Source organism: Sulfitobacter sp. SH22 (genome assembly GCF_965641905.1).
Lineage (GTDB): Bacteria > Pseudomonadota > Alphaproteobacteria > Rhodobacterales > Rhodobacteraceae > Sulfitobacter.
On sequence record NZ_OZ282573.1, the window covers coordinates 3,471,239 to 3,492,901 of the forward strand.

Annotated in this window: 24 protein-coding genes and 1 pseudogene; 2 read left to right on the forward strand and 23 right to left on the reverse strand. The window is 59.6% G+C overall.

Translation table 11 applies throughout. The annotated features are described in order from the left end of the window. Positions 1-35: 35 nt before the first annotated feature. Positions 36-338 (forward strand): annotated as a pseudogene (locus ACSQ13_RS18870) (integrase core domain-containing protein); the annotation flags it as partial. A gap of 306 nt (positions 339-644) precedes the next feature. Beyond that, positions 645-1,028: a hypothetical protein gene (locus ACSQ13_RS18875; protein WP_295512717.1), complete on the forward strand. Its 384-nt coding sequence runs from the start codon at positions 645-647 to the stop codon at positions 1,026-1,028. A 137-nt stretch (positions 1,029-1,165) separates the two neighbouring features. On the opposite strand, the gene ACSQ13_RS18880 is transcribed toward ACSQ13_RS18875, so the two are convergent. The 23 genes from ACSQ13_RS18880 to ACSQ13_RS18990 all read right to left on the reverse strand — a co-directional run bounded on the left by ACSQ13_RS18880 (position 1,166) and on the right by ACSQ13_RS18990 (position 21,621). Next, a complete protein-coding gene (locus ACSQ13_RS18880) occupies positions 1,166-2,791 on the reverse strand; it encodes a hypothetical protein (RefSeq protein ID WP_295512719.1) in 1,626 nt (541 codons plus the stop codon). After that, positions 2,792-3,430: a class I SAM-dependent DNA methyltransferase gene (locus ACSQ13_RS18885; protein WP_295512720.1), complete on the reverse strand. Its 639-nt coding sequence runs from the start codon at positions 3,428-3,430 to the stop codon at positions 2,792-2,794. Positions 3,431-3,449: 19 nt separating this feature from the next. After that, positions 3,450-5,822, reverse strand: a complete 2,373-nt coding sequence (locus ACSQ13_RS18890; RefSeq protein WP_295512721.1) for a hypothetical protein — start codon at positions 5,820-5,822, stop codon at positions 3,450-3,452. 79 nt (positions 5,823-5,901) lie between these two features. Further along, positions 5,902-6,075 (reverse strand): hypothetical protein, encoded by a 174-nt coding sequence (locus tag ACSQ13_RS18895; RefSeq protein ID WP_295512723.1) that lies wholly within the window; start codon positions 6,073-6,075, stop codon positions 5,902-5,904. Between the two features lie 319 nt (positions 6,076-6,394). Then, positions 6,395-7,618: a radical SAM/SPASM domain-containing protein gene (locus tag ACSQ13_RS18900; RefSeq protein WP_295512725.1), complete on the reverse strand. Its 1,224-nt coding sequence runs from the start codon at positions 7,616-7,618 to the stop codon at positions 6,395-6,397. After that, entirely contained in the window at positions 7,618-8,232 is a 615-nt protein-coding gene (locus ACSQ13_RS18905; RefSeq protein WP_295512726.1) for a putative 2OG-Fe(II) oxygenase, read from the reverse strand. Before ACSQ13_RS18905 ends, ACSQ13_RS18900 begins: the two co-directional genes overlap by 1 nt. An 8-nt stretch (positions 8,233-8,240) precedes the next feature. Then, a complete protein-coding gene (locus ACSQ13_RS18910) occupies positions 8,241-8,504 on the reverse strand; it encodes a hypothetical protein (RefSeq protein WP_295512728.1) in 264 nt (87 codons plus the stop codon). Beyond that, positions 8,494-9,189: a putative 2OG-Fe(II) oxygenase gene (locus ACSQ13_RS18915; RefSeq protein ID WP_295512729.1), complete on the reverse strand. Its 696-nt coding sequence runs from the start codon at positions 9,187-9,189 to the stop codon at positions 8,494-8,496. Before ACSQ13_RS18915 ends, ACSQ13_RS18910 begins: the two co-directional genes overlap by 11 nt. A gap of 12 nt (positions 9,190-9,201) precedes the next feature. Further along, positions 9,202-10,089 (reverse strand): hypothetical protein, encoded by an 888-nt coding sequence (locus ACSQ13_RS18920; RefSeq protein WP_295512730.1) that lies wholly within the window; start codon positions 10,087-10,089, stop codon positions 9,202-9,204. Then, a complete protein-coding gene (locus tag ACSQ13_RS18925) occupies positions 10,076-10,633 on the reverse strand; it encodes a tail fiber domain-containing protein (RefSeq protein ID WP_295512731.1) in 558 nt (185 codons plus the stop codon). The genes ACSQ13_RS18920 and ACSQ13_RS18925 overlap by 14 nt, the downstream gene beginning before the upstream one ends. Before the next feature lie 305 nt (positions 10,634-10,938). After that, complete coding sequence (locus ACSQ13_RS18930; RefSeq protein ID WP_295512733.1) at positions 10,939-11,922, reverse strand: head decoration protein; 984 nt, start codon at positions 11,920-11,922, stop codon at positions 10,939-10,941. Beyond that, the gene (locus ACSQ13_RS18935; protein ID WP_295512735.1) at positions 11,922-12,128 is read right to left on the reverse strand and encodes a hypothetical protein; all 207 of its coding nucleotides are present in this window, start codon (positions 12,126-12,128) and stop codon (positions 11,922-11,924) included. The genes ACSQ13_RS18930 and ACSQ13_RS18935 overlap by 1 nt, the downstream gene beginning before the upstream one ends. Next, positions 12,125-12,472, reverse strand: a complete 348-nt coding sequence (locus ACSQ13_RS18940; protein WP_435988260.1) for a hypothetical protein — start codon at positions 12,470-12,472, stop codon at positions 12,125-12,127. Before ACSQ13_RS18940 ends, ACSQ13_RS18935 begins: the two co-directional genes overlap by 4 nt. Before the next feature lie 141 nt (positions 12,473-12,613). Then, complete coding sequence (locus tag ACSQ13_RS18945; protein WP_295512739.1) at positions 12,614-12,871, reverse strand: hypothetical protein; 258 nt, start codon at positions 12,869-12,871, stop codon at positions 12,614-12,616. After that, the gene (locus tag ACSQ13_RS18950; RefSeq protein WP_295512741.1) at positions 12,868-13,086 is read right to left on the reverse strand and encodes a hypothetical protein; all 219 of its coding nucleotides are present in this window, start codon (positions 13,084-13,086) and stop codon (positions 12,868-12,870) included. Before ACSQ13_RS18950 ends, ACSQ13_RS18945 begins: the two co-directional genes overlap by 4 nt. Then, positions 13,083-14,015 carry a TIGR02594 family protein gene (locus ACSQ13_RS18955; RefSeq protein WP_295512742.1) on the reverse strand — a complete coding sequence of 311 codons (933 nt, stop codon included), beginning with the start codon at positions 14,013-14,015 and terminating at the stop codon, positions 13,083-13,085. The genes ACSQ13_RS18950 and ACSQ13_RS18955 overlap by 4 nt, the downstream gene beginning before the upstream one ends. Before the next feature lie 76 nt (positions 14,016-14,091). Then, entirely contained in the window at positions 14,092-14,403 is a 312-nt protein-coding gene (locus tag ACSQ13_RS18960) for a phage holin family protein (protein WP_295512744.1), read from the reverse strand. Further along, positions 14,400-15,059, reverse strand: coding sequence for a tail fiber domain-containing protein (locus tag ACSQ13_RS18965; RefSeq protein ID WP_295512745.1), 660 nt, complete (start codon positions 15,057-15,059; stop codon positions 14,400-14,402). Before ACSQ13_RS18965 ends, ACSQ13_RS18960 begins: the two co-directional genes overlap by 4 nt. After that, complete coding sequence (locus ACSQ13_RS18970) at positions 15,059-17,605, reverse strand: phage tail protein (RefSeq protein ID WP_295512746.1); 2,547 nt, start codon at positions 17,603-17,605, stop codon at positions 15,059-15,061. Before ACSQ13_RS18970 ends, ACSQ13_RS18965 begins: the two co-directional genes overlap by 1 nt. Before the next feature lie 15 nt (positions 17,606-17,620). Next, complete coding sequence (locus ACSQ13_RS18975; protein WP_295512747.1) at positions 17,621-18,034, reverse strand: DUF6950 family protein; 414 nt, start codon at positions 18,032-18,034, stop codon at positions 17,621-17,623. Further along, a complete protein-coding gene (locus tag ACSQ13_RS18980; RefSeq protein WP_435988133.1) occupies positions 18,031-18,591 on the reverse strand; it encodes a hypothetical protein in 561 nt (186 codons plus the stop codon). Before ACSQ13_RS18980 ends, ACSQ13_RS18975 begins: the two co-directional genes overlap by 4 nt. Then, positions 18,591-19,178 carry a hypothetical protein gene (locus ACSQ13_RS18985; protein WP_295509569.1) on the reverse strand — a complete coding sequence of 196 codons (588 nt, stop codon included), beginning with the start codon at positions 19,176-19,178 and terminating at the stop codon, positions 18,591-18,593. Before ACSQ13_RS18985 ends, ACSQ13_RS18980 begins: the two co-directional genes overlap by 1 nt. Before the next feature lies 1 nt (position 19,179). Beyond that, complete coding sequence (locus ACSQ13_RS18990) at positions 19,180-21,621, reverse strand: phage tail tape measure C-terminal domain-containing protein (protein ID WP_295509566.1); 2,442 nt, start codon at positions 21,619-21,621, stop codon at positions 19,180-19,182. Positions 21,622-21,663: the final 42 nt, after the last annotated feature.

The window sequence follows — 21,663 nt, forward strand, 5'->3', positions numbered from 1 at the left end:
TATAAACACAATAATTGCGACGACCGATTGAATCCGCCCAATATTTGTCCATAAAATACACTGAGCGATTGGCGGACGCTGGGATCGATCCATCTGTCGGAACCGTGGGAGATTCCTACGATAACGCCCTCGCGGAAAGCATCATGGGCCTGTTCAAAACTGAGGTTACAAAGTTGCTCGGTCCATGGAAATCAATGGGCCAGCTTGAATGGGAAACGCTGAAATGGGTCGATTGGTACAACACCAAGCGCCTGCACAGCGCCATCGGATATGTCCCGCCCCAAGAAGCAGAGGAGATGTTCTATGAAACCTTGATTGAACATGAAAAAGCAGCCTAACATTCGAACCAAACGCTCTCCGGCAAACAAGGGGCGGTTCATACCTTCTCTCAATGAACCCGTTGATAGCATCAATGGCGACAGGTCTGGGATTGTACCCGATGATTGGCAATGACGTTCTTGACCCAACGCAAAACGCCGGCGACCTGACTTCAGGACAGGTATCTATTCTCGAAATTGCGCCAGAGCACTTTGCCAACCTTCGCGTCCCGTCGGGCAACGAAGGCGGTGTCAACGCCAATTGGCTGCCCGGCGGCTATACATGCGATGAGGAGAGGGTGGGTGTCTCAATCGAAGAAGGCCGAAATGGAGCGGATCCTTGGCGCAAAGATAGGCCGGGACGAAAGTCGAATCCCAGGCTCTGTGCCTGTAGGAACCAAAGAGTTTCGCTATTACTCCGGCAATTCGGAAGGAAACCCCAATGATAGCTTCAGTGAAATATTTGATGCCGTCATTGCGAACCATTCGATAAAGGGCTCCGCAAACAACTCAGGTTGCCGCATCTTTCTTCCGGACGGTACGGCCTTCTACTCGCTCTCATATTGGAAGGACATCGAAGGCTGGCGCAAGAATGTCGAGGAGGGTGTCAAGGCTCTCGGCCTGAAGCTCGCCTGGATCGAGAACGATGACTTCGTTGTCGAGGATGGTAGAAGGTTCAAGGTGGCGGACTGCGGCTTTGAGTTCTACTGATTGCAATGTTCCGCGTCATCCTGACCCGTTATGAAGGATAAATCGCATTCAAAATACCGTGCATCATGGGATCACCTCAAACGGGCGTCTTGAATTTTTTTTAAACTTGGTCAAACCGAACATCCTTGAACACATTTTCAATCGGTGAAGATATACGGTCGATCCTGAAGCCGCCCCAAACGGTATTCTGCCTTCAGGCCGTTGAGCAAAATTTCAATCATCTCCGCCTCACTGAATTGGGTTGATAAATCCATCACATAACTGCGCAAGCGCGGCGACACCCCTTCCCGGGGCTGTTCAATCTGAGAATAGCTCTGGCGAATAATGCTTGGATTGGTGCCCCCAAGCAGAAGGTCCGGCGCATTGCGCGTAAATATCAATTCTTCCAAATAGCCCCAAGGCGCGTAAGGCACGTAATCGGCGATCGCAGTATTGCCATAGACAAGGTTCATGATGTCTTGAGAAAAATAGGGCGTGCGCAATCGGTAGGTCAGAACTGCCGTTTCGAGCAGTCGTGTCCGGTCTTCGCCAAGCGCCCCTATTAGTTCATTGTGTTCAAAGCTGCTTAGCAGCTTGCTCGCCTCATAGGCCGCTTTCTCGGTGTCAAACTCGGTTAAGACCTCGGCTACCTGAAGCTTAGAGAATGCTTGCGCGGCCTGGGCTAATGCGACGCTGATCTCTTCGTTTGCTGATTGCATAGATGACCATTGAAATTGCCCAGCAAACTCATAGAGAAATACCATCGCCCGCAACCGAGCTGAACTCTTGGCTGCATCGGGGCAGGCATAAAGGTTGGTATGCGGTTGAAACAAAAATCCGGACATTCCCAAGGTATCCAAGATACGCTCGTAGGCATTGCTGGTCTCATCAATCTGGTGATCATGCACCAACACGTCCGACACCACTTCCGGGCGGAAAATCGGAACCCCGGAACCGGTCGGGAAGGTCCATGTCAAAAACGGTATTTTCGCGTTTTTCCCATAACACTCCGACCCGTTCAGAATGGCCCAACCGCGGCCGACCGCCTTGCCACCCAGCCGACCACCCTCACGGATCGCCTTGGTAATCCTGGCCGGTGTCTGATCAAAAACCTCAGTGTCATAATCCGTTTCATGAGGAGCAGCTATAGCGCGCCAAGAAGGTGCTTCACAGGGTGGCTTTTCTTCTTTGAAACAGTTCCATCGCTCCTTAGCCTTTTGCAAAGACCGCATCGCCTCGGCCTGATAAGCCTCAACACCGCCGATGAAATGTGCAAAGCTGCTGCGTCCAAAATGGTATTCTAGGCCTTTGTAGTTCACCTCATCTGCCGTAGCGGACATGGCGGACTGCAACTCGGTCAAATAGGCGAGATGCGCATCGATCGTGCGCTCCAGCTGAACTTGGTAGGCTTCCAACTGATCCGTCTTCGTTGAGAACGCGAGTGCGCGGCGCTGAGCTTCCAGCGCCCTCATCCTCTCAAGATATGCCGTAGGATACAATGCTGATGCAATGCGGGCCTTCTGGGTGTCATTGTACTGATCGGCAAAGCGCAGGATTTCCGCTCGCGATCTGTTCAGGGCAGAAATTGCTCTCCCCATATCATCCAAATCAACACCCGGCCATGCATAGAGCGGTTCAACCTGTGCCAGTCGTATGAAACGCTCGAAACGTTGCTCATTAACCTCCTGGGCACCAACAGTCCTATCAAAAGCGGCAACAAGATTTGCTAAAACCACCAAGATAGCGACATGGGCTATGTGGGAAAACGGAAACCGGGTGACCATCTAGGCCAGCTTTCGGAGGGCGACAACAACGGCTTTGGCCGTCGAATAGCGGCTGTCCATCATGTCAAATTCTTTCCCTACTCGTTCGACATACCAATTTAGCCCCTCGCTTTGCTCTAGCAATCGTTTGAAGCCAGCATCACTCAACAGTTTGGTATTGAGTGAAAAGATTACCTTGCCGGATGTCTTGAGAAGTCGGTTCAACTCGGGAAACACAGACGCATTAACGTGTCCTGTGGTGAAAATTCCAGAGGCCACAATCGCATCAAAAGCGCCCGCTTTAAATGGTAGCCGATCTCCAAGGTAGTTCTGATGATAGGATTGATAAATGCCCTTGGCTCGGGCAACGGCCAGCATTTTTTCGGAGGGGTCAAGGGCGGCAAGATTATGCAGTCCTCCCCTTCGTAGGGTCTCGCCAATCAAGCCGGTACCTGCTCCGACATCCAATATGGATGCATCTTTGTTGGTGATGAGTTCCAGACTCACCCTTGCTACCGCACCGGGCTGCGCCGACTTACGTTCGCTTGCATGTGCATCATAGGACGCCGCCCACTGGTCATACACTAAGGTTAGATCTTCCCGCGTTTCGGCCTTGTAGCTCTGCGCAAGCATTTCAAGATTTTCATTTGAGGGGCCCATAGTTTTCTGTATTTCCCTTTCACTTACACCCGCTGAATTCCAGGTAGCTCATCAAGGCGATCATTTTGCAATTCTCTTTCCACACCTGCCGTCCGCCTGAAAACTGCCGCTGTCGTTCGATATTGGAAACCAACAGGTTTGCCAATGCTTCAGCTGTCGCATCCTTATCCGCGTTACGCGCAACCACAAATTCAATGAGCGGGCGGTCAAGCATGTTTATCTCATCGGTAGCTCGCGCAAAGAAGGCTTTGTCAAAGGAGACTTCCAAGCCGCTTAGGCTCGGGCCAAAGCCTTGAGTGAGGCCATGTTTGGCCAGCAACTCATCGAACCCAAGCCCGCCAAAACGCTGCTGCGCTACTGGACGCGATTGATAAATAAGCGGATGATCTGCGCAGACCGCATTAAAATATGAGGCAGTCAGTACGAAGTACCGGCAATGGGCGAAGCTCGCCTCTAACGTGTTGAGCATGATCGCGATCCCATCCCGGTCTATATTGAGATCGAACCATGTGGAATACACACCTTTGTCGGTCAGTCGCGCCTTGACCAGTTCCAGAAAATCGCGCGTGTAGAGTTTCGAGGCCGCAAAATATTTTGGGCTCGTCACCGTATTGATGATGGCATCATAGTTGTGGTCTGATCCCAGCAGAACCGACAACCCATCTTGCAACACGATCTCAGTATTGGAGCGGCTCATGACGTTGTGGTTTTCTGGTTCAAAATGCGCGGGGATATTCAGGATCGCCGGATTGATCTCGACAACGCGCGTTTGATCAAAGACGCGAGCGGCCGCGCCTGCTGATATCCCCGTGCCAAGCCCCAAAACCAGCGCTTGGTCCGTGGTGTTCGTAAATAGCGCAGGCGTGGCCCCCACGATGGTTTCATGAAGATCGGACTTGCCGCCAGGCCCAAAGCTCAAGCTGTGGTATCCATTGAAGACAACCGAGCGACTTCCATCACGGAAAGACAACACCGACGCGCTTTGATCATAGGCCTTGTAGGTTGCAACCTCATCAAACTCTTGCAGGCGATTCTTCAATTGATCGGGCTGCGCAATAATTCGGTAGCCCAGCAAAAGTTCGATCTTGGGCCATGCTTGGATTACAGAAAAAGCTAGCGTGAGATAGATCACAGCATTTTTGATAAACAGCCTAGGCGAAGACTGCTTACCAACGGCAATCACGCTCGAGATGAGTAAAGCACCTACCAGCCCCAAACCTATCTGCGGCAGATCCAGCACTCTATAAATGAGTGCAAACATTGCCAGCGAGCCAAGACCATTGCCCAAGCTGGAAATTGCAAGCAGCCGCCCAGAGATGTGTATATCATTCTGATCATGAGCGGCGAGCGCCAAAGGCACAAGTGAACCCAACAGGACAAATACCGGCAGTGGAAACCCGGCTAGAAGAATGATCTTGATGAATGTCTCGCTGCCATCACCAAGACTTGCCCCCGCCATCCATGTCCAGCTTTGCACAAGAGCTGGCACAAAAACCATGAGGATAAGGATGGCAACTGCAAGCCAAGACAAGACATCGCCAAGTGTCAGCCTGAGGCGCGTGCTCAGAGCCGCCCCGATCGCTACGCCGAGAATCGCTGCAGCCAGAATGATGGCGAAGTTTTCTTGCAGCGGGCCAAAGATCGAGAATGACAGCCGCAGCATGAAGAGTTGAAACACACCGCTGGCAAGACTGGCTAGGAACAGCGCGACGGCGATGCGCTTATCAAGGCCCCCGGAGCGGGGAATAACGGCGATATCATAGTCGTGTTCCTTGTGGTGGCCCTGCAAAAGCAGTGCTGCCCCCACAGTTAGGTTCAGACACCCAATCAGAAAGAGGGACGCCTTGAGACCAAACTCTCGAAACAACACAAATTCGATGGCGAGAACGCTCAGGAAAGCACCGAGGTTGTAAAGCCCGTAAATGCGGCTGAACACTGGCCTAGCCTCATCGCCCTTGCGGTTTGCATAGGCTGTAAAGAGCGGAACGCAGGTGCCGATCAGAAACGCTGGTAGCCCAAGCAGCAGGCTAAGCTTGAGGGCATTGATCGTGGGCGTGCCACCCGTCGTCGCGATCTCAAATCCCCAGTTGGAAAACCCCCAAGCGACGGCGAAGGCAAAGAGCCCGATGGCGATTTCAATCCCCCCGAGCCAGCGTATAAACCGCGACGACATCCAAGCGCCAAAGCCCATGCCCAAAAACACCGCACAAAGCGTGACCCCAGTGATCAGAAAACTGTCCCCGAAATAGTTTGTGAACAGCCGGATATAGAGGATTTCATAGGCAAGACCGCAGGCGCCGGACAAACCGGCCAAAACCGCAATCGACGCGCCAAACCGCTTGGGAGTGCGCAGGCCTGCTGTGGGCGTCTTTAGGTTTTTTGCTGCACTCATGGCCCCAACCCCCGCGCCAATACACCGCCCTGATAGCCTGTGCCAAAATGACTGACCAGTGAGAGCCTGTTCAGTTGTGTCACATGTCCCGGAAAAGCATGCCTGCCGTCAGTAGACCCCAGGCCAGCGTCATGAGCCAAAAGCCTGATATCGGCACGGTGATGATTGCAATCCCAAAAACGGGCAGCAGTGCCAAGACGGCGCAGGCCAGGGAGATCAGGAAAAGAATAAATGTTGGAGGTGACAATCGCATGGGTAGGGTCCTTTGATTTTGCAACAAAATACCCCAGAATAGTCCCGCTTGACCAGACCCAAGTTTCACGCCCTGTTTGGCACACCATAGGCTCACGTTTTATTTTAAGGCTTTGTCTTTGTCATTTCCAGACGCCACTTTGATAGTATCCCTGCCGACTGCGTGGATGCGCCGTAAGACATAGGTCTGCCACATCCCGATCCGACACCGTCCTTTGCTTTTGGCTGCGCTCCAGTCAGGCTCGACGCGCCATCAAGGTATGGTCCACCTCAATATCGCCCTCACCAGGATAATCCTTTGGCAAGGGACACGCCCGGTATCAGCTCGGCTGTATTTGCACCACTATCATTCCTGTTAGATGCCAGACCGCAGCCATCAGGATCCCCATATTGAAGGCGAACTCGTTTGCACAGGATTGCGCGAATAACTCCCCTTCGAGGAACATGCAGGAGCCTTTGCAGAGCTGAACGACGGGGCATGATATGCATTCAGGCCGGAATGCAAAATGCGTCGCTGTGTTGAGCGCGATCGCGTCAAATTCGTCGACATGGCCGATCTTGTGCTCGCCCTTCGCGCCAGTGTTCTGACAGGTCATGACATTGCCTTGGAGATCGACGGCGATGTGCTCTGGCCGGTCTATGCCGCATTTCTGGCCGAGGGCTGAGATCGGGCGGCGGGTCTTGAGGGATGAGAGGAAGTCTCTGAGCCGCTTGTCGAGCCCGAAGGCTTGGGGGGCGGTGACATGGCTTTCGAACACCGAGCGCCGCAGAGCATGGAGACCCGCCTCATCAAACCGCCCAGGACCAAGCAGCGTGGCTGCGTCATAGACATTGACCACGCCTTCAAGCGACAGCGGCACATCCAGCCCCAAGCGCGCGTGGAACCAAGCCTTGATCGCGGCGAGATCGTGGTTTTGTGCCGTCAGTACGGTGTTGATGCTGACATGGCCCCTGCGCTCGGCCAACAGTGCCTCAATCCAGCGCCGCTGCTCGGGGTTTTCAAGCGGGTCCGGTCCGCGCAGGTCTTGCCCCGGGCCGTCATGGCTAAGTCCGATGTCGATGTCATATTGCGTGATCAAATCGAGCTTTTCTCGATCGAAAAGCGAGCCATTGGTGATGATAAGGAACCGTGCCGACGCGAACCGCTCGGCTAGCGCCGGGATGAGGCGCTTCAGCTTCGCCCAATAGATAAAAGGCTCGCCGCCCCAAAGCTCGATCCGCTCCGGCGCCCCCTCAAGCCAGCTATCAAGATTGGCGAGGAAAGCCTCAACATCTGTGAGCTTTGAGAGCGTCGCATCGCCAATCTGATGCGCCTGGCTGCAATAGGAACAGCTGTAATTGCACGACAGCCCCAGCTGGATTTTCAGGACCTTGGGGGCGCGGGATTTGCCCAAGGGCGTCGCCTTCGAGACGCGGAGTGCGGTAGGCCATTCGCGCTCGTCGATGAGCCCGAGCTCGATGCCTTCGATCTCCGATGTATGCGGGTTGTAGCGAATATCATGACGGCTGCCGTCACGGGCTTCCAGGGTAAGCGTGTACCACATCAGTCAAACCACTTCTCTTGCAAATGCTCCGGGATCTCGACCCGGAAGTTCAAAACGACCTGGATATGCGTGACCTCACCCCGATAGGGATGCTGATTATGCGGGATCCAAGAGGGGAAGATAACGATCAAACCAGGCGCCGGATTGACGCTGTAGGCGGGCCGGCTCTCGAAGGGGAGCCGCGGTTGATCGGCATAGCGGCTCGGGTCTTCGAGACAAAAGCGCGGATTGCCGACCGAGTTGATCGGCTGACCCGTCCCGCTTCCTGAGAGAAAGAGCACCGCTGTGACATCGCCCTCGCGGCTGTCGGCATGGGTGTTGATGAAGGCGCGATCCTCGATGAGAAGCGCGCGGTTCTCGCAATAGGCGGGATCGAGGAACTCTGCCCCGGGTCCAAGGTAATCCGCCACGCAATCGCGCACGGTCTGAAGCAAGTCCGGCGATTCCGTCATGATCCCGCGAATGCGTCGCTCAGAGGCCGTGCGGTTGTTCTGCGGTAGGCGCCAGGATTTCGCGTAAAGCGCAGCGACCTGTGCCTCTGCCTCCTGCCCCTCGAGCTGGTAGAAACCCACCCGTGTGGGCCAGAGCTCTTCGATCTGCCGTCTAACCTGCATGGGGCACCTCAGCAGTAGCACTGGCAATCGCAGTTGCAATTGCAGTTCGTGTAGCTGCGCAGATAGACATCGTGATAAGTCAGGTTGCTTTGGAACTCGAGGCCTTTGAAGGACGTTGAGACGATATTGCCAGAGCCGGTTGTTTTATACTCTGTCGCCGTCTTGGTATATTCCCCTGCCGGCAACCCCGCAGCCGGCGCGCCAGAGATCCGCGCCCAGGGCACTTGCCCCGCATCATCAATCACGATGGTGGTGCCAACTTTATAGGCCATGAGAAGATCCTCCGATGTCGATGGGATTTTGGGCATTGGGAAAGCGCAAGCTGACCTGCAACGGCAGGCAAACGCGACGGATCCCGGCGAAGGGGGCAGAATCATGGGGCACATGGCCCTCAAAAACGACGAGCGTCCCGGTCTGGGGTCGCACATCGAGCCAGCTGCCAGTAAAAATGGCGGGGTTTTGGTTGGGCCAGAGGCGGTGGCCGCGGCCCGAAGGGTCATAGAACCGTAAGGCGCCCTCGCGATACCGCTGTGGTCCAGCGTCTCCAAAGTCGACTTCGGGGTAATAGGTCACCACGACGTCGGCGCGTGGATGGGTGTGGGTGAAGATGCCGATCGTCTCGCCGTACCCGGCGCCTTGCACAAAGGGCTCAGTGATGGCCATCAAGCTTTCGGGCAACTCTGCCCCATAGCCGCGATGCAAGTACTCGGTCATACTGGCGCGGGCCACACTGAGCCAGGCCTCAACAGCCGCATCTCCGCGATGCTCGGCCAGAAGGTTGTGGCGGATATGGCCAAATGGACTGTCGGCTGTGCCGAGATTGCGCGGATCAGAATCATCAATTACGCGGTGCCGCGCGGCATCTGCGATTGCGATCTGAGCCAAGCGCTGGTTTACCTCCGGTGTCAGCAGATCATGCTTTACCAATACGAAGCTGGGATAGAGAGCGGTGAACATGACAGCGCCCCTTCAGACCACGGCCACATCAACACGGCCCACAGAGGTGTAATGGTCGGTGTTGATCTTGAGGGAGAGGGTGTCCCCAGACTGCAGCCCCAAGGCGCAAGCCCGGATCACCGCCTGACCCTGTGCGTCCGTCACGACCCGGCCATGCGGCACATAGCCTGAGAGCACCTCGAGCTTCAGCCGGGTGGCATGGGCGAGTGGCGCGCCGTCTGCGTTTTCTGCGAGGTGGAGTGGGATCCCAACCCAGCCATCAGGGACGATCGTCAGATCGCTTGGCATGACCACGTGCCAGTAAAAACCAAGGTAATTGCGTGTGTCGCTCACCTGCACGCTATCATTAAGGACAATCGGGTCTGGTGTCTCACCGATCCCGAAGGATCCTGCAAAGGGCAGGATGATCCGTGTATCCACAAAGCGCCCCGTGGCTATCGGCATCCAGACATAGCAGGCGATAGCCGAACCACGCTTGGCACGATTACGCAGCCCATATTCGTTTTTGTCCCAACGCGAGGTGATGAGCCGGTTGTCCCAGGTCGAAAGCATGCCCTCATGATCGATTGGGATCTCAAAACGGCTGTAATCGACGATCTCATCGGCGCCTTGGAGATCGGTGAGGTCAAAGGCGAGATGGCTGCGATAGGCCAGCAACGCCCCCGGTGCGCCGGGATCCTCAATCGCGTGCCCCAGGAAGAAGGATTTTGGCACTCCGGCATCCGAGGGGCCGTCGAGGATTGGCGGGGCCAATGTGGCCATGTCCGTGATGGTAAGACCGTCGAGCGCTGCGACCCGCTGGAAGGCTACAAGAGTCAGTCGTGTGTATGTGAGCGACACGCCAATCCGCAGACGGCTGTCATGGGTCAGGCAATAAATCCCGGTGTCAATCGCGTGCATCGAGGCACTCCTTCATGTCGGTGAGTTCCGTGTGCAGATCCTTGATCGCCTCGACGAGGAGACCGATGAGATTGCCGTAAGCGAGACGCAGGAGCCCATCGACTTCGGTGACGGCTTCGGGCGCAACGGCCTGCACCTCCTGCGCAAGTAGACCCATCTGGCGGGGCTCGCAGCGGTCCAAGCGATAGGTGACGCCGGTTAGCGTCAGAACCTTGACCAGCGCATCAGAGATGGGTGTAATCTCGGACTTGAGCCTGAGATCCGAAGACGAGACGAAGTTCGACGCAGTCACCGGGCCAGTGAAGGTCGCCCCCGTCAGTTTGGCGAAAGCGGAAGCATGGCTTCCATCCAGAAGGTCTGCATCAATGCCAGAGCCTGATCCATCCACGGTCACCAGCTTGGCGAGCACCTGGGTCGCCGTATCCGGAGACCCATCTGCGCCAGCGGGGCCTTGGGGTCCGGTCGCACCGGATGGCCCCGTGGGACCAGTAGGCCCCTGCGGTCCTGTTGCGCCAGTGGCACCAGTATCACCCTTCAGATTCACATAAGCGCCCCACGCCGTGCCGGAGTAGAACCGCAGACTAGTGCCAGACCATTGATGCGCCGGCGTTGGACCCGTGACCCCGGTTGGGCCGGCTGGACCTTGCGGACCAGTAGCACCTGTGGCCCCAGTTGCACCCTGAGGTCCTGTCTGTCCAAGCTCGACAACAGTTTCCGTGCCGGAGACACGCTTCAGGTAGAGCTTGCCATCTGGCACATTGACCGCCAGTTCCCCGGCTGCAAGTTGCGCCGCTGTCGGCACCCGGCCCGCGACTGTCGTGCGTTTCAGAAGAAGCGTATTGGCCATGATCAAAATGTCCCGCCATCCAGGGTGATGCCGTTGATTGTGCCACCCGTGATGGCGACGGCATTTGCGTTTTGCGTGGCCATGGAGCCCAGTCCGAGGTTCGAGCGCGCTGTCGCCTTGTTCGCTACATCAGACAGGTTCGATGCCGCGGAGAGTTTGCCTGCTAGAGCATTGGTCACGGTCGTTGCGAAGTTCGGATCATCGCCGAGGGCTGCCGCCAATTCGTTTAGCGTGTCCATGGCGCCGGGAGCGGCATCAATCAGCGCCCCGAACGCGGCGGCTACAAAAGCTGTTGTTGCGATCTGGGTGGTGTTCGTGCCGGTCGTTGCCGTCGGAGCCGTCGGCGATCCTGTCAGCGCAGGTGATACAAGCGGCGCCTTGGCATCGAGCGCTGTTTGCAGCCCCGTTACCTGTGCAATCGAATGACCATGGCTGGAGGGCGTAAAACTCGTGGGCTTACCCGTGATCCCAGACCAGGGTGCTGCATCTGCAACTTCCGCCGCATCGACCTTGCCATCATTGTCTGTGTCATAGATGGATTTTGCCATGTCTCCGGCGCCAAAGCCGGCAATGGCCTCATTGACGAAGGCTGTCGTTGCAATCTGTGTCGAGTTCGTTCCCGCAACCGCTGTTGGTGCTGTGGGCGATCCTGTCAGCGCAGGCGAAGCCAACGGCGCCTTGGCGGCTAACAGGCTGTCGAGTTGGGACTTGCGGACAAGGTCGGTTCCGCCGCTGGCATCCTGGCTAGACTTCGGAACGAGCGAAAAAGTCTTGGCCCCACCAATAGTCTGGGTGCCGGTGAGCGCCAGAAAGCCGCCCGTACCCGCAATCGGGACAATCGATGTGGCATTGCCAGCCCCGTCGTCGCCCTTGCCGGCATAGACCGTGTTGTCGACCTCGTTGTGGGCAAGTTCTCCCGATTTCAGTGCAGCGGGCGCACCTGCCACGCCGGAGACGCGGCGTTTAAGCTGAATCGTATTGGCCATCAGAAAAATCCTCCATTGATGGGGGTGTCGGCGGGCAGGATTGTGATGCCTGGATCACCTTGATCGCCCTTGTCGCCTTGCGGGCCCGTTGCCCCTTGCGGTCCGGGCTGACCGCCAAGGCGAAGGCGGAAGGGTCCAGTGACGACGCGCACCTTGATGGGGGCTGTGATCATGATCGGGCCTGTTTGCCGGATCACTTCGCTCATGGTCTCAGCCCCCGCGTCACCGGCAGCATCACGGGGACTTCGAGAAGAAAGCCTAAGTGCAGGTCTGGTTCGAGATCGGTGCGCACCAAATCCAGCACCATGTGGCCGGGCGTGAGCGCTGCGGTTTGGGACGGGGTCAAAGACAGTTCCAACACCGTGTCGGTGATACGTGCTATCCCGCCATCAGCGCTGGACAGCTCTGCGAGCAGCGTTGGATCACTGGGCTTGAGGCGCAGATGGCCAGCATAGCTTGCACCCTCGGTAAAGACCGGTGCTTCTGCCTCAATGTGCAGTCGCCAGGCGTAGCCAATGAGAATGGCGGGACCTTCGCTCAAGGTGGCCACCGTCATGGCTGCCACCCGCAAAGTCGCGCACCGATCTCGTTATGGGCGACAATCTGGGCCAAGGTGTTATCGCTCAGCACATCCTGACGGGACGGACGGATCGGCTCGGCCCAATCGCACTCGTCCCGCAAACTCCGCGGGTCAATCGCGCATCCAGCGGTCAGCCCGGCGCTCAAGATCAGCGCGATCAGCGTTTTGAACGTCATGGCGGATGTCCTTGGAAGATTGGAGCGCGCGGATACGGGCGTCCGCGCGGCGGATGGCGAGCTCGGCCTTCGCGGCAAGCCGGCCCTGGTGGATTAGGATCCAGACGGCGGTGCCTGTGGCAGCAATAATCGCGCCCCAATAGGCGAAGCGACGACCAAGGCCCGCGAACAGCGTGGTGAGGATGGTAGTCATGTTGGGGCGCCCACTGAGAGGGCGATGCAGCGTGTTTCGAGCAGCAGCACGATTTGTTCGCGCACATCGGCGACGGCCTGCATGTGATCATGCATGCGTACAGCGGCATCTTCGCGGGCGGTGAAGTCTGGAAAGCGCATTGTGCTGATGCCGCTACCACAGTCAGGCAGATCACCCCCTGCAAGGCAGGAGATTACGATCAATACCCGGGTCATGGTGTTTTCCCCGAGCGATGGTCATCGATCCGGGCCGCCTTCGCGCGGAGCGCATAGATGACGACGCTAATGAACACAGCCGCGCCGATCCACGGTAAGGCGATGGAGAGCCAGCTTTCCAGCCCGACCAAGGTGAACACGCGCCCGGCTATATCGCGCGCCTGTTCAGCTTCGACCAACGCCGGTGCAATCTGGCTGCCGATCGAGCCTGCAGCACCAATCACGCCCAGACCGATCTGTGCATTGGCCGCCGTCATGATCCGGCTATCCGTGGGGACACCGGAAGCCCGTTCGGGGGCGATTTCGCGAGGAGCGGCAGTTTCCAGTGCCTCGGTCAGGGCAACATCGATGGTCGGCACAAGTGGGAGACCGTTATCATCTCGGAAGACAAGGATGGCTCCGCGGGTCCGCGGGCCAATCTTGCCGTCCACTTGACCAACCTCATGGTATCCAAGCGACCGGAGGCGTACTTGCACGTCGCGTATGGAAATAGTGGCGCTACTGGTCGCGTTTCCCGCGCGGCGCACTCCGAGGAGCTTAGAGACCGGGTAGCGCTTCACATTAACCGCGTCGTTTTGGTTGCCCCCGAGGCCCCAGATCCAAGGTCCCTCAATCCGGTCGATGAAGAATACATGGCCCTGCCAGCTGGAGGACCCACGAGGGATTACGCCTATGTCACCCTGCTGGGCGTCGGCAACCTCAATGGGGATGCCCCAGTTGAGATAAGAGCGCGCCGTCAGCTTGCGGGTCGAGCGGAGCCCGGCCCGCTCAAGACAGTGCCCGACAAAAGCTGCGCACCAGGCAACACTATCATGCTCGACCCAGTCGTGGCCAACCGAGGCGTACATTTCTAAGATGACGGGGTTGTCCTCGGGGCCCGGTCCCTCGGTCGTACCAATGTAGCTGCGGGCGATATCAAACGGCGTCATGGTCGTCTCCTATGCAATGCAAAACGCCGCCCCGGAGACGGGATGGCGTGCAGGATTTCTGTGAGTGGTGGGCGGGTTACTTCTTGCGGCAAAGCCAGGCGGCCAGCAGCGCTTCCGCCCCGCGGGGCCCGAGATAGGCGAGCGTTGCCACAAATCCAGTCGAGACCGGCTGCGACAGGCCGATGTAACGCGCCGCCGCCTCTCCGATCAGCGCCATGCCGACGGCAACGGGGATTTCCCAGAGAAGCTCCTTGCCGAAGAAGCGGCGGTTGCCGAGCTTCACTTCTCCTGAATGCCACATCAGCCGTCCTGTAAAGGCGCCGATCAGCGTGGTCACCGCCCCGCCGAAGAATGTGTTGATCATGTCGATGAACCCATCGCTATTCATGGGTGCGCCTCCTCTAGTTTCGCCACGCGGGCGGTCAGTTCCTTGACGGCCTCAATCAGAAGGCCGGTGATGTTGCCGTAAGCGACAGAGAGCTGATCGGTCTCAGCGTCCACCCGCACCACCTCGGGCAGGACTGCCTCAATCTCTTGCGCAATGACGCCGATCTGGCGCGCGCCATCCATAGTGAAGCGCACCCCACGTAGGGCGCCAATCACGGCCAGCGCATCGGCAATGGTTTCGACATCAGATTTCAGGCGGGCGTCAGAGGATGAGACAAAGTTCGGAGCGGTCACGACGCCGGTGAAGGTTGCGCCGGACAGCGCTGCTTTTGCCGCGATCGCCGCGTCATAATCCGCCGCCGACTTGGTCGCCATCGTGCCGAGCCCGAGGTTTGTCCTTGCAACCGTCTTGTTCGTGAGCCCCGCCAGATTGTCTGCTGCATCAAGCAAAACATCCCACCCGGTGTTCGTTGCGTTCCTTCGGCGCAAGACTGGCGGCGAGACCGAGGTGTCGACCCATAGCATGCCCGCGACAGCTGCGCTCGGTGCCGAGGCCCCAGAACTTGTCGATTGAAGCGCCGCGATCACCTCGTTGATCCGCGCGCGTACGGCGGCGCCCGCATCGTTCGCAATCGTGAAGCTGGCGGTTTGCGTCATCAGGCGACCTCATCGGCATAAAGCCGCAGTTGGTTGACGATGGGCGTATAGGACGCGTCTTTCGTCGTGAAAAATGCCCGTGCTTCGACTGCGCGGGCCTCGATTTCATGGTTGTCAAGGCGGCCCCATGGCCCCCAGTTCGGCGATGCGGCCGGATCGTCATCGGTTTCTCGGATTTCAAAGAGCACATCGATTTCCGCGCCGGCCGAGCCGTCAAAATCGGCCCATATGTCCATCAAGGCCGTGCGCGCATCGATCCGGTCGTTGAGGGCCAGCGCCGCCAGGCCAATTTCTGAGCGCAGCCGCACGCGTTTCACGGCACCGAGATCGAGCCCCGCGGCGAAAACGTATTGTCCGTCCAGCGCTGTCACCTGCGTCACGCCATTCGTAGTCTCAGTGGCAAGGGTCAGGGTTGACCCTGTGACCTGAAGCCCAGCTTTCGAGCCGACAAAGCCGGGATCGGCTTGCAGGAAGTCCAAAGTCGAAAAGGCCAGTACCTGTGCGCCCTTGGTCGTAACGCGTGTCTCAAGCCCAGCGCGCCCACCACTGTCTTCAGCTCGCACCAGATAGGTGCCGGGTTTGAGCGGCACGACGGCGATGGCCTCTCCACCCGAGACCCGGTCCATCGAATAGCTGTCGGCCCAGGTGGCCGTTGCCTCCTTGGAATGCCGGATCACGATGTTACCACCGACCCGTACATCGGGATCCACCGAGCGGGACCATTTCAGGATCGCGAGGCCGCCCGCCGTTTGCAGGGTCACATTCTCGAGCTGCGCTGGAGGCGCGGTGAGCCCGAGGATTTCGACCGCTGTCTCCTGCCAGGGCGAGGAGACGCCCAGAACTGAGATCGCTTTGACGCGGAACGCCCAAGCACCCGGCGCAATGTCACGGATATCGAGGGCCAAACCATCCGTCCGGCCATAGTCGACCCAGTCGGCCGCGCCCGCCAGTTTACCTTGCAACTGATAGGCCGCAACAAATCCTGAAGGCGCGGCTTCCCAGCTGATCTTTGCCAGAACCTTCAGCCCACCACCGTCCCGAGTGACATAGAGGTCCTCGGTGACCTGCGGCGCGCCGGGTGCTGGGATGTCATAGGCATTGGGCAGCGCGGTGCGCGGGGCAGCTGCGTAGATTTGCTGCTCGGACGCCGACCAGTCATAGACCAAGGGCGAGGTCTCGCGCAGCACGAGTTCCGGCAGGAGCAGCGCCCCATCGCCCGAGGCCGTCAGATCAAGGCTGACCCCATGCACCTCGAAGGGTTTCGCGGCAAAGCCCCAGCGCGCATAGGAGAGCGTGACCACATCGCCGACGGTGGCCGCCCAAGCTGAGAGCTTGCCCGAGAGCCGCACCGTCATCTGCCGACGCGCGCGTTCAAGCTCGATTTTCGCAAGCCGCTGGGCCATGGCGGCGGAGATCGTGAAGGGCAGCGAGATGTCGCGCCACTTTTGTTCACCACCGTCCTCAGCCACATATACAGCGCTCGAATAGGCCGGGAAGTCATCCGGCTGCCAATCGTTCTCGGGGCTGACGAACTGCCCTCGCACGCCGTTGAAGTTCGACGACATCGTCACGCGCGTGGCGAGGGTCAGCCCGCCCTCGCGGACATGGTCTGAGGTTAAAGCGACGTCCGGCGCGCGCCAGGCCCCCGCGTGGATGCGCCAGGACCCGCTCGAGAAGGCGCAGCGGCCTGCGAAGCTGGAGAGCATTCCCTCGATGATCGTCTTCGGGACCTCAGAGAGGGTGATAACCCCATTGCAGGCATAGCGCGGCTCCGACCCACCGCCTGCAAGGGGAACAGCCTCGTCGCAGATGTTCGCCGCCTCGACCAAGGACAGTTCATCAATGCCGTCTGGCTGGCCAATGCGCGCCCCGATGCCCCAGGTCGGGTTGGCCATATAGTCGGCAAGACAAAGCGCGGGGTTTTCCGAATAGCCTGCGGTTTGCGTCCGCGGATCCCAGATGTCGTCCTTGCCCTCCAAGTCCACCGTGATGTTTGGGATACCGCCCGGAAAGGCGTTCTGATCATAGGTCAGCCGCAGCCGAATAGCCGCACAGCCTCGAAGTCGGTGGTTTTCCGTCCATTTGTCGGGCAACGCTGCCTTGAGGCCCGCAAAGGCGGTCTGGTTGGCGGCACCGAGTTTCTTTTCGACGAGAACCTTTCCGGCCCAGCGGCCTTGAGCCACGCCTGCGGCATTCACCGCCACTTCGCCCTCAAAATAGATGGCGCCGATTGATTTGACCCGATGCGTGGCCAACACGATCACCAGATCGAGGTATTTGTTGTCCGACCCCGAGGAGTGCAGGAAGACAATCACCCCACCTTTGCGGGTGCGGCCATAGACGAGATCGCGCGGCACGACGGGCTCGCGGATCGTCACCGTCCGCGGCTGCATCGTGGTCTGTGGCTTTGGCATCAGGGCCTGCGCCGCGTAGGACAGCAGAAGCGTGCCGCCGATCCGCAGAAGTGCCGCACCAATTCCGCCTGCAGCCAATACGCCGCTGATCGCCCCCGCGATCGCGGTGACGGCTGTCACGATGAAGGGCATGGAGTGGATCCGAGTTCAGATGAGCCAGGCAAGCCGGCAAGAGGTCAGCGGCACGGTCACGAGGCCCGCGGGCGCCATGCCGACGGCGCTGGCCCCAATGCAGATACCGAACCCAAGACCGGTGTGGGCCAGAACGATGTCACCGCGCCCAGCGAGAAGCACGGCCGGGCGTGGCTCACCCAAGAGCGCACAACCCATCTCCTCTAGCGAGGACCAGCCCAGACGGCGCATTACACGCGCGCCGCCTAGCGCGGTGGTGTAGCGCCCGCGCCAAAGGGACGCGACATCCTCACCGCCAGTCAGGATCATGCGCGTCTCGAAGGCAAAGGTCGGGCAGTCATGCACGCCCCAAACGAAAGGACGCGCGCGGGCGGTATCGATCGCTGCTGCAAGCAGGCGTTCCCAGTGGTCAACGCGGGGGAGCATCATCCGCGCCCCCAGGTGATTTCGCGATCCTGGATCGCTGTGACGTACTCAAAACCGAGATCGCCGGAGAACAAGACCTGCTGGCTTTCATGGGTGTAGCGCCAGGTCCGCGCCACGGTGAGATCGATCAGACGGCTCTCATAACTGATAGTGATCGTGCAGGTGTCGGCGTCATCCTTGATTTCGGGAACATCAAGCCGACCCGAAAAGGCCTGAACCGGATCGGCGATGATGCTGCCATTCTCGGCCAGAAGTCCCAGCCAGATGCGGCCCGGCAGGCCTTGGCGCGCTTCCTCGATGGCCATCTGTACGAGATCCAGCGGCACGCCGGAAAGCGAGACGGCCGTGCCGCCGGCCACAACCTCGCCGGTTTCATCGAGCGAGCCGAGGCCCAGAAGTGACCCAGCCCCCGCCCAGCTTTGGTCGTTCCAACTGACCTCTCCCAGCCCCGACCAGATACGCACCCAGCCCGTGGCGAACCTGCCCTCAAAGAAAATGACGGGCCTGAGGCTTTGATCTGCCAACGCAGTTGCGAAGGCGACGGTCAGATCACGTCTCATCAGACTGCCTCCCGCGCTGAGATCGTGAAGCGGTGCTGATCCGCACGACCGATGACCGAGGGGACCGGGGCCGTCAGCCGCAACAGGACTGACGGATCATCAAGGCCGAGCAGCGTGCCGATCGGCACGGAAGCCCGAAGCGGCGGCACGAAGGTGAGCGTCGCCTCGCTGCCCAAAGGCGTTACATCCGCCGTCAACTGATAAAGCCGCGTGGTGGCATCCGAGCCCAGTTGGAAGAAATCCCCCGCGCGAAGGCCAAGTCCCCAACCAGCCGTGCGCAAGGTGGAGGCTCCCGCAGCTTGCACTTCGGTCACGTAAGGATTGCCCGCCGCCACCGGCACCTCGATCGAGGGATCGGGGAAGAGGAACCGGCCGCGCAATCCACCAAGGGCGGTGAAGAAGGCCGAAAGCCGCCGAGCATTAGCCCCTTGGGTCACCGCCATCTCGATCTGGTATTCCCACCAGGAGGCACCCCAGTCCTGGATCTGGGATGTGCCGGTAAAGGGCGAGCGCGCCTCGGCCACAGACGTAATCAGCCTCCGCTCGAGCGAGGACACGAGCGTCAGGGGCAAGACAGGAATGGCCATCTCAGATCACCTGACCCCGCCGCCGCCCATCGGCCACGCTTTCCTTCGCGATGCGGGCGATTTCCGGGATGGCCGCACGAAGGCGCGCGTCGATCTGCTCGGCCACGCCCATCTGTGCCCCACGCGCGTCGATGTTCACGGTCACGCCGGTGCCAGCGCTGGCACCACGTACATACCCAGCCGCCTCGCGCCGGTTCAGCACCCGTTCCCCGCGCTGCAGTATCGTCGGAACTTCGTCAGGGCGCAGACCCGCCCAACCGCCGGAATGCATCCTCGGCGCCCCCGTGAAGGCCATCGCTGGTACCGAGCGACTGTGTCCCGACAATCCGACAATACCACCCGCATGCGAGACCGCCGCCGTGACGGAGCCGCCGCCAAAAATGCCCGAGAGTGCCGAGGCGATGGGCCCCAGAACCGCGCGCTTGAATGACAGGACCGCGAGGTCCGCCAGGATCGAGCGCACGAGGCCCTTGAAGTCGAACTTGCCGGTCTCAACGAAGCTTCGGAACGCACTTTCCGCGCCACTGAACGCGCCTGTCAGGGTTTCGCCGAGGCCTTTGCCCCAGTTCAGCGCATCCGTTGCATAGGCTTGAAGAGACTCCGACACTGCACGCCAACCGGTGGCGATCCGATCCCCGGCGCTGCCCGCAGCCCCTCCCGCGCGCCCCATGGCATCCGACAGCCGATCTGCTGAGACAGCCGCCTCATCCAGCGCCGCCGCGCCTTCTTCCCCGGTGCCCGCAACGGCGTCGCGAAGCGCGCCCCAGGAGGTCAGCGGGGCTGTCGCGCCATTGGCGAGATCGCTAGCCGCCTGACGGTAGGTGTTCGCAGTGGCCAGCGCCTCGGCGGCGATTGCGTCGAGCCCAAGGTCAGGGGCCGAGAGCGGGTTGTCCTCGAAGGCGCGCCGAAATGCCTCTGCCGCAGCCGTTCGGGCATCTGCGGAGGCGCCTGCGAAGGGGTTGGGGATGTCACCGAGATTAATTTCACCGATCTGACCAAAGGTGGTCTCGATGCCCACTGCAGCAAGCGCATCGCGGATGCGTCCCGTGAAGGCATCGATCCGGGCGATGGCGCCGTTCAGCATAGCCTCGATCCCGTCGAGCATGCGGTTGGCGGCCGAGAAGACGAGATCCCCGATCACATCTGGCAGACGCGACCAGATCTCGCGGACGGCAAGAAGCGCGCCCTCGAAGGTGTTGGCGGTCGTGTTGCCAAAAGCCACAACACTCTCGATAGCCCCGGCCATGCCGGAAGCGGCATCGGCCTTGAGATCGTAGAACATCGCCGTGGCCGCGGCCCCGGCGCTTGATGTCCCCATCTTGATCCGGTCCCAGACCGCGACCGCGACGTCATTCAAGAGGCCCATGGCCTCGCCGAAGCCGCCTGCGCCGGAGGCCAACCGGGTGAACCAATAAACCAGCTCGCCTGCGCCCACGATGAGGGCGCCGATGCCGGTGCGGATCAACGCGCCTTTCAGGACCACCAGCGTGGTGGCGAGCCCACGAACAGAGAGAGCGGCTATCGCCATGGCAGCTACCCAGCGGCCGGCGAGGAAGGTGGCAAAGGTCCCGGCGTAGATGGCCAGGCGATCAAGGTTGCTCAGCACCGTGTCAAAAGCCCGGCTGATCGGGCTGGTACTGGACGCAAGGGCGACAAACGCATTGGCCACTGCCTCCAGCGACGGGGCGAGCGCCACGGCAATCCGGTTGCGAACGCCGGTGAATACCTGGCCGATGTTGACCAGCGCGAGTTCCGTCCGGCGCATGGCTGCGATGGCATCAGCGTCGAGCACAGCGCCAAGCGCCTGTGCCTGTGCCCCGAGCCGGGTCATCTCTGCCCCGCCGTTTTGCAGTAGCGGGATCAGCCGCGTTGTGTCAGACGCCATGGCCTCGAGATAGAAGGTCATCTCCTGTTGGCTAACGCCCGCGCGCTCGAGGCTGTCGATATAGAGCTGAAGCGCCTCTGGCCCGGAAAGCCGTGCGAACTGGTCGGCCGTCACCCCAACCCTTGGCGCGATGTTCTCGAAGAAATCCGCCATCGGCCCGCCGCCCGTCTGCAGGAAATCCCCCACGCGGTCGTTCACGTCCTTCAGGATATCGGCCAGCTTTTCTTGCTCGATCCCCACCGTGGCCGAGGCCGCCGACCAGCGCTGGAAGACCTCGGGGTTGGCAGTGGCAACCTGAGAAAGCTGGCCGATCTCGTTGGCGGCCGCGACCGTCGAGCGGGTCATCGCAACGCCAGCGGTCGCAAGCGCCGTGGCGGCAGCAGTCGCCGCAATCCGGGCCCTACGCGCAAAAGCCGCCATGCGCGCATTGGCCTGGTCCAATTCACGGCTCAGACGCCCCATGCCGCGGGTGCCTGCCTCGCCGACGCCTTCCAGCTCGGCGCGCACCTGGCGCCCGCCACTCGCGGAGAGGCGGACGGAAACACGTTTTTCAGCCATACTGGGTCCTTGCAAGATGTATCACGATATGATACATTTAGG

What these genes read in the sequence shown, in the direction of transcription:
- ACSQ13_RS18975 (WP_295512747.1), bottom strand. Translation starts at nt 18,034, where the DNA reads ATGATGCTCCCCCGCGTTGACCACTGGGAACGCCTGCTTGCAGCAGCG.
- ACSQ13_RS18910 (WP_295512728.1), bottom strand. Translation starts at nt 8,504, where the DNA reads ATGGCCTATAAAGTTGGCACCACCATCGTGATTGATGATGCGGGGCAA.
- ACSQ13_RS18875 (WP_295512717.1), top strand. Translation starts at nt 645, where the DNA reads ATGGAGCGGATCCTTGGCGCAAAGATAGGCCGGGACGAAAGTCGAATC.
- ACSQ13_RS18880 (WP_295512719.1), bottom strand. Translation starts at nt 2,791, where the DNA reads ATGGTCACCCGGTTTCCGTTTTCCCACATAGCCCATGTCGCTATCTTG.
- ACSQ13_RS18945 (WP_295512739.1), bottom strand. Translation starts at nt 12,871, where the DNA reads ATGACTACCATCCTCACCACGCTGTTCGCGGGCCTTGGTCGTCGCTTC.
- ACSQ13_RS18965 (WP_295512745.1), bottom strand. Translation starts at nt 15,059, where the DNA reads ATGACGCAAACCGCCAGCTTCACGATTGCGAACGATGCGGGCGCCGCC.
- ACSQ13_RS18990 (WP_295509566.1), bottom strand. Translation starts at nt 21,621, where the DNA reads ATGGCTGAAAAACGTGTTTCCGTCCGCCTCTCCGCGAGTGGCGGGCGC.
- ACSQ13_RS18985 (WP_295509569.1), bottom strand. Translation starts at nt 19,178, where the DNA reads ATGGCCATTCCTGTCTTGCCCCTGACGCTCGTGTCCTCGCTCGAGCGG.
- ACSQ13_RS18900 (WP_295512725.1), bottom strand. Translation starts at nt 7,618, where the DNA reads ATGTGGTACACGCTTACCCTGGAAGCCCGTGACGGCAGCCGTCATGAT.
- ACSQ13_RS18885 (WP_295512720.1), bottom strand. Translation starts at nt 3,430, where the DNA reads ATGGGCCCCTCAAATGAAAATCTTGAAATGCTTGCGCAGAGCTACAAG.
- ACSQ13_RS18915 (WP_295512729.1), bottom strand. Translation starts at nt 9,189, where the DNA reads ATGTTCACCGCTCTCTATCCCAGCTTCGTATTGGTAAAGCATGATCTG.
- ACSQ13_RS18935 (WP_295512735.1), bottom strand. Translation starts at nt 12,128, where the DNA reads ATGAGCGAAGTGATCCGGCAAACAGGCCCGATCATGATCACAGCCCCC.
- ACSQ13_RS18920 (WP_295512730.1), bottom strand. Translation starts at nt 10,089, where the DNA reads ATGCACGCGATTGACACCGGGATTTATTGCCTGACCCATGACAGCCGT.
- ACSQ13_RS18930 (WP_295512733.1), bottom strand. Translation starts at nt 11,922, where the DNA reads ATGGCCAATACGATTCAGCTTAAACGCCGCGTCTCCGGCGTGGCAGGT.
- ACSQ13_RS18895 (WP_295512723.1), bottom strand. Translation starts at nt 6,075, where the DNA reads ATGCGATTGTCACCTCCAACATTTATTCTTTTCCTGATCTCCCTGGCC.
- ACSQ13_RS18960 (WP_295512744.1), bottom strand. Translation starts at nt 14,403, where the DNA reads ATGAATAGCGATGGGTTCATCGACATGATCAACACATTCTTCGGCGGG.
- ACSQ13_RS18950 (WP_295512741.1), bottom strand. Translation starts at nt 13,086, where the DNA reads ATGACCCGGGTATTGATCGTAATCTCCTGCCTTGCAGGGGGTGATCTG.
- ACSQ13_RS18905 (WP_295512726.1), bottom strand. Translation starts at nt 8,232, where the DNA reads ATGCAGGTTAGACGGCAGATCGAAGAGCTCTGGCCCACACGGGTGGGT.
- ACSQ13_RS18955 (WP_295512742.1), bottom strand. Translation starts at nt 14,015, where the DNA reads ATGACGCCGTTTGATATCGCCCGCAGCTACATTGGTACGACCGAGGGA.
- ACSQ13_RS18890 (WP_295512721.1), bottom strand. Translation starts at nt 5,822, where the DNA reads ATGAGTGCAGCAAAAAACCTAAAGACGCCCACAGCAGGCCTGCGCACT.
- ACSQ13_RS18970 (WP_295512746.1), bottom strand. Translation starts at nt 17,605, where the DNA reads ATGCCCTTCATCGTGACAGCCGTCACCGCGATCGCGGGGGCGATCAGC.
- ACSQ13_RS18980 (WP_435988133.1), bottom strand. Translation starts at nt 18,591, where the DNA reads ATGAGACGTGATCTGACCGTCGCCTTCGCAACTGCGTTGGCAGATCAA.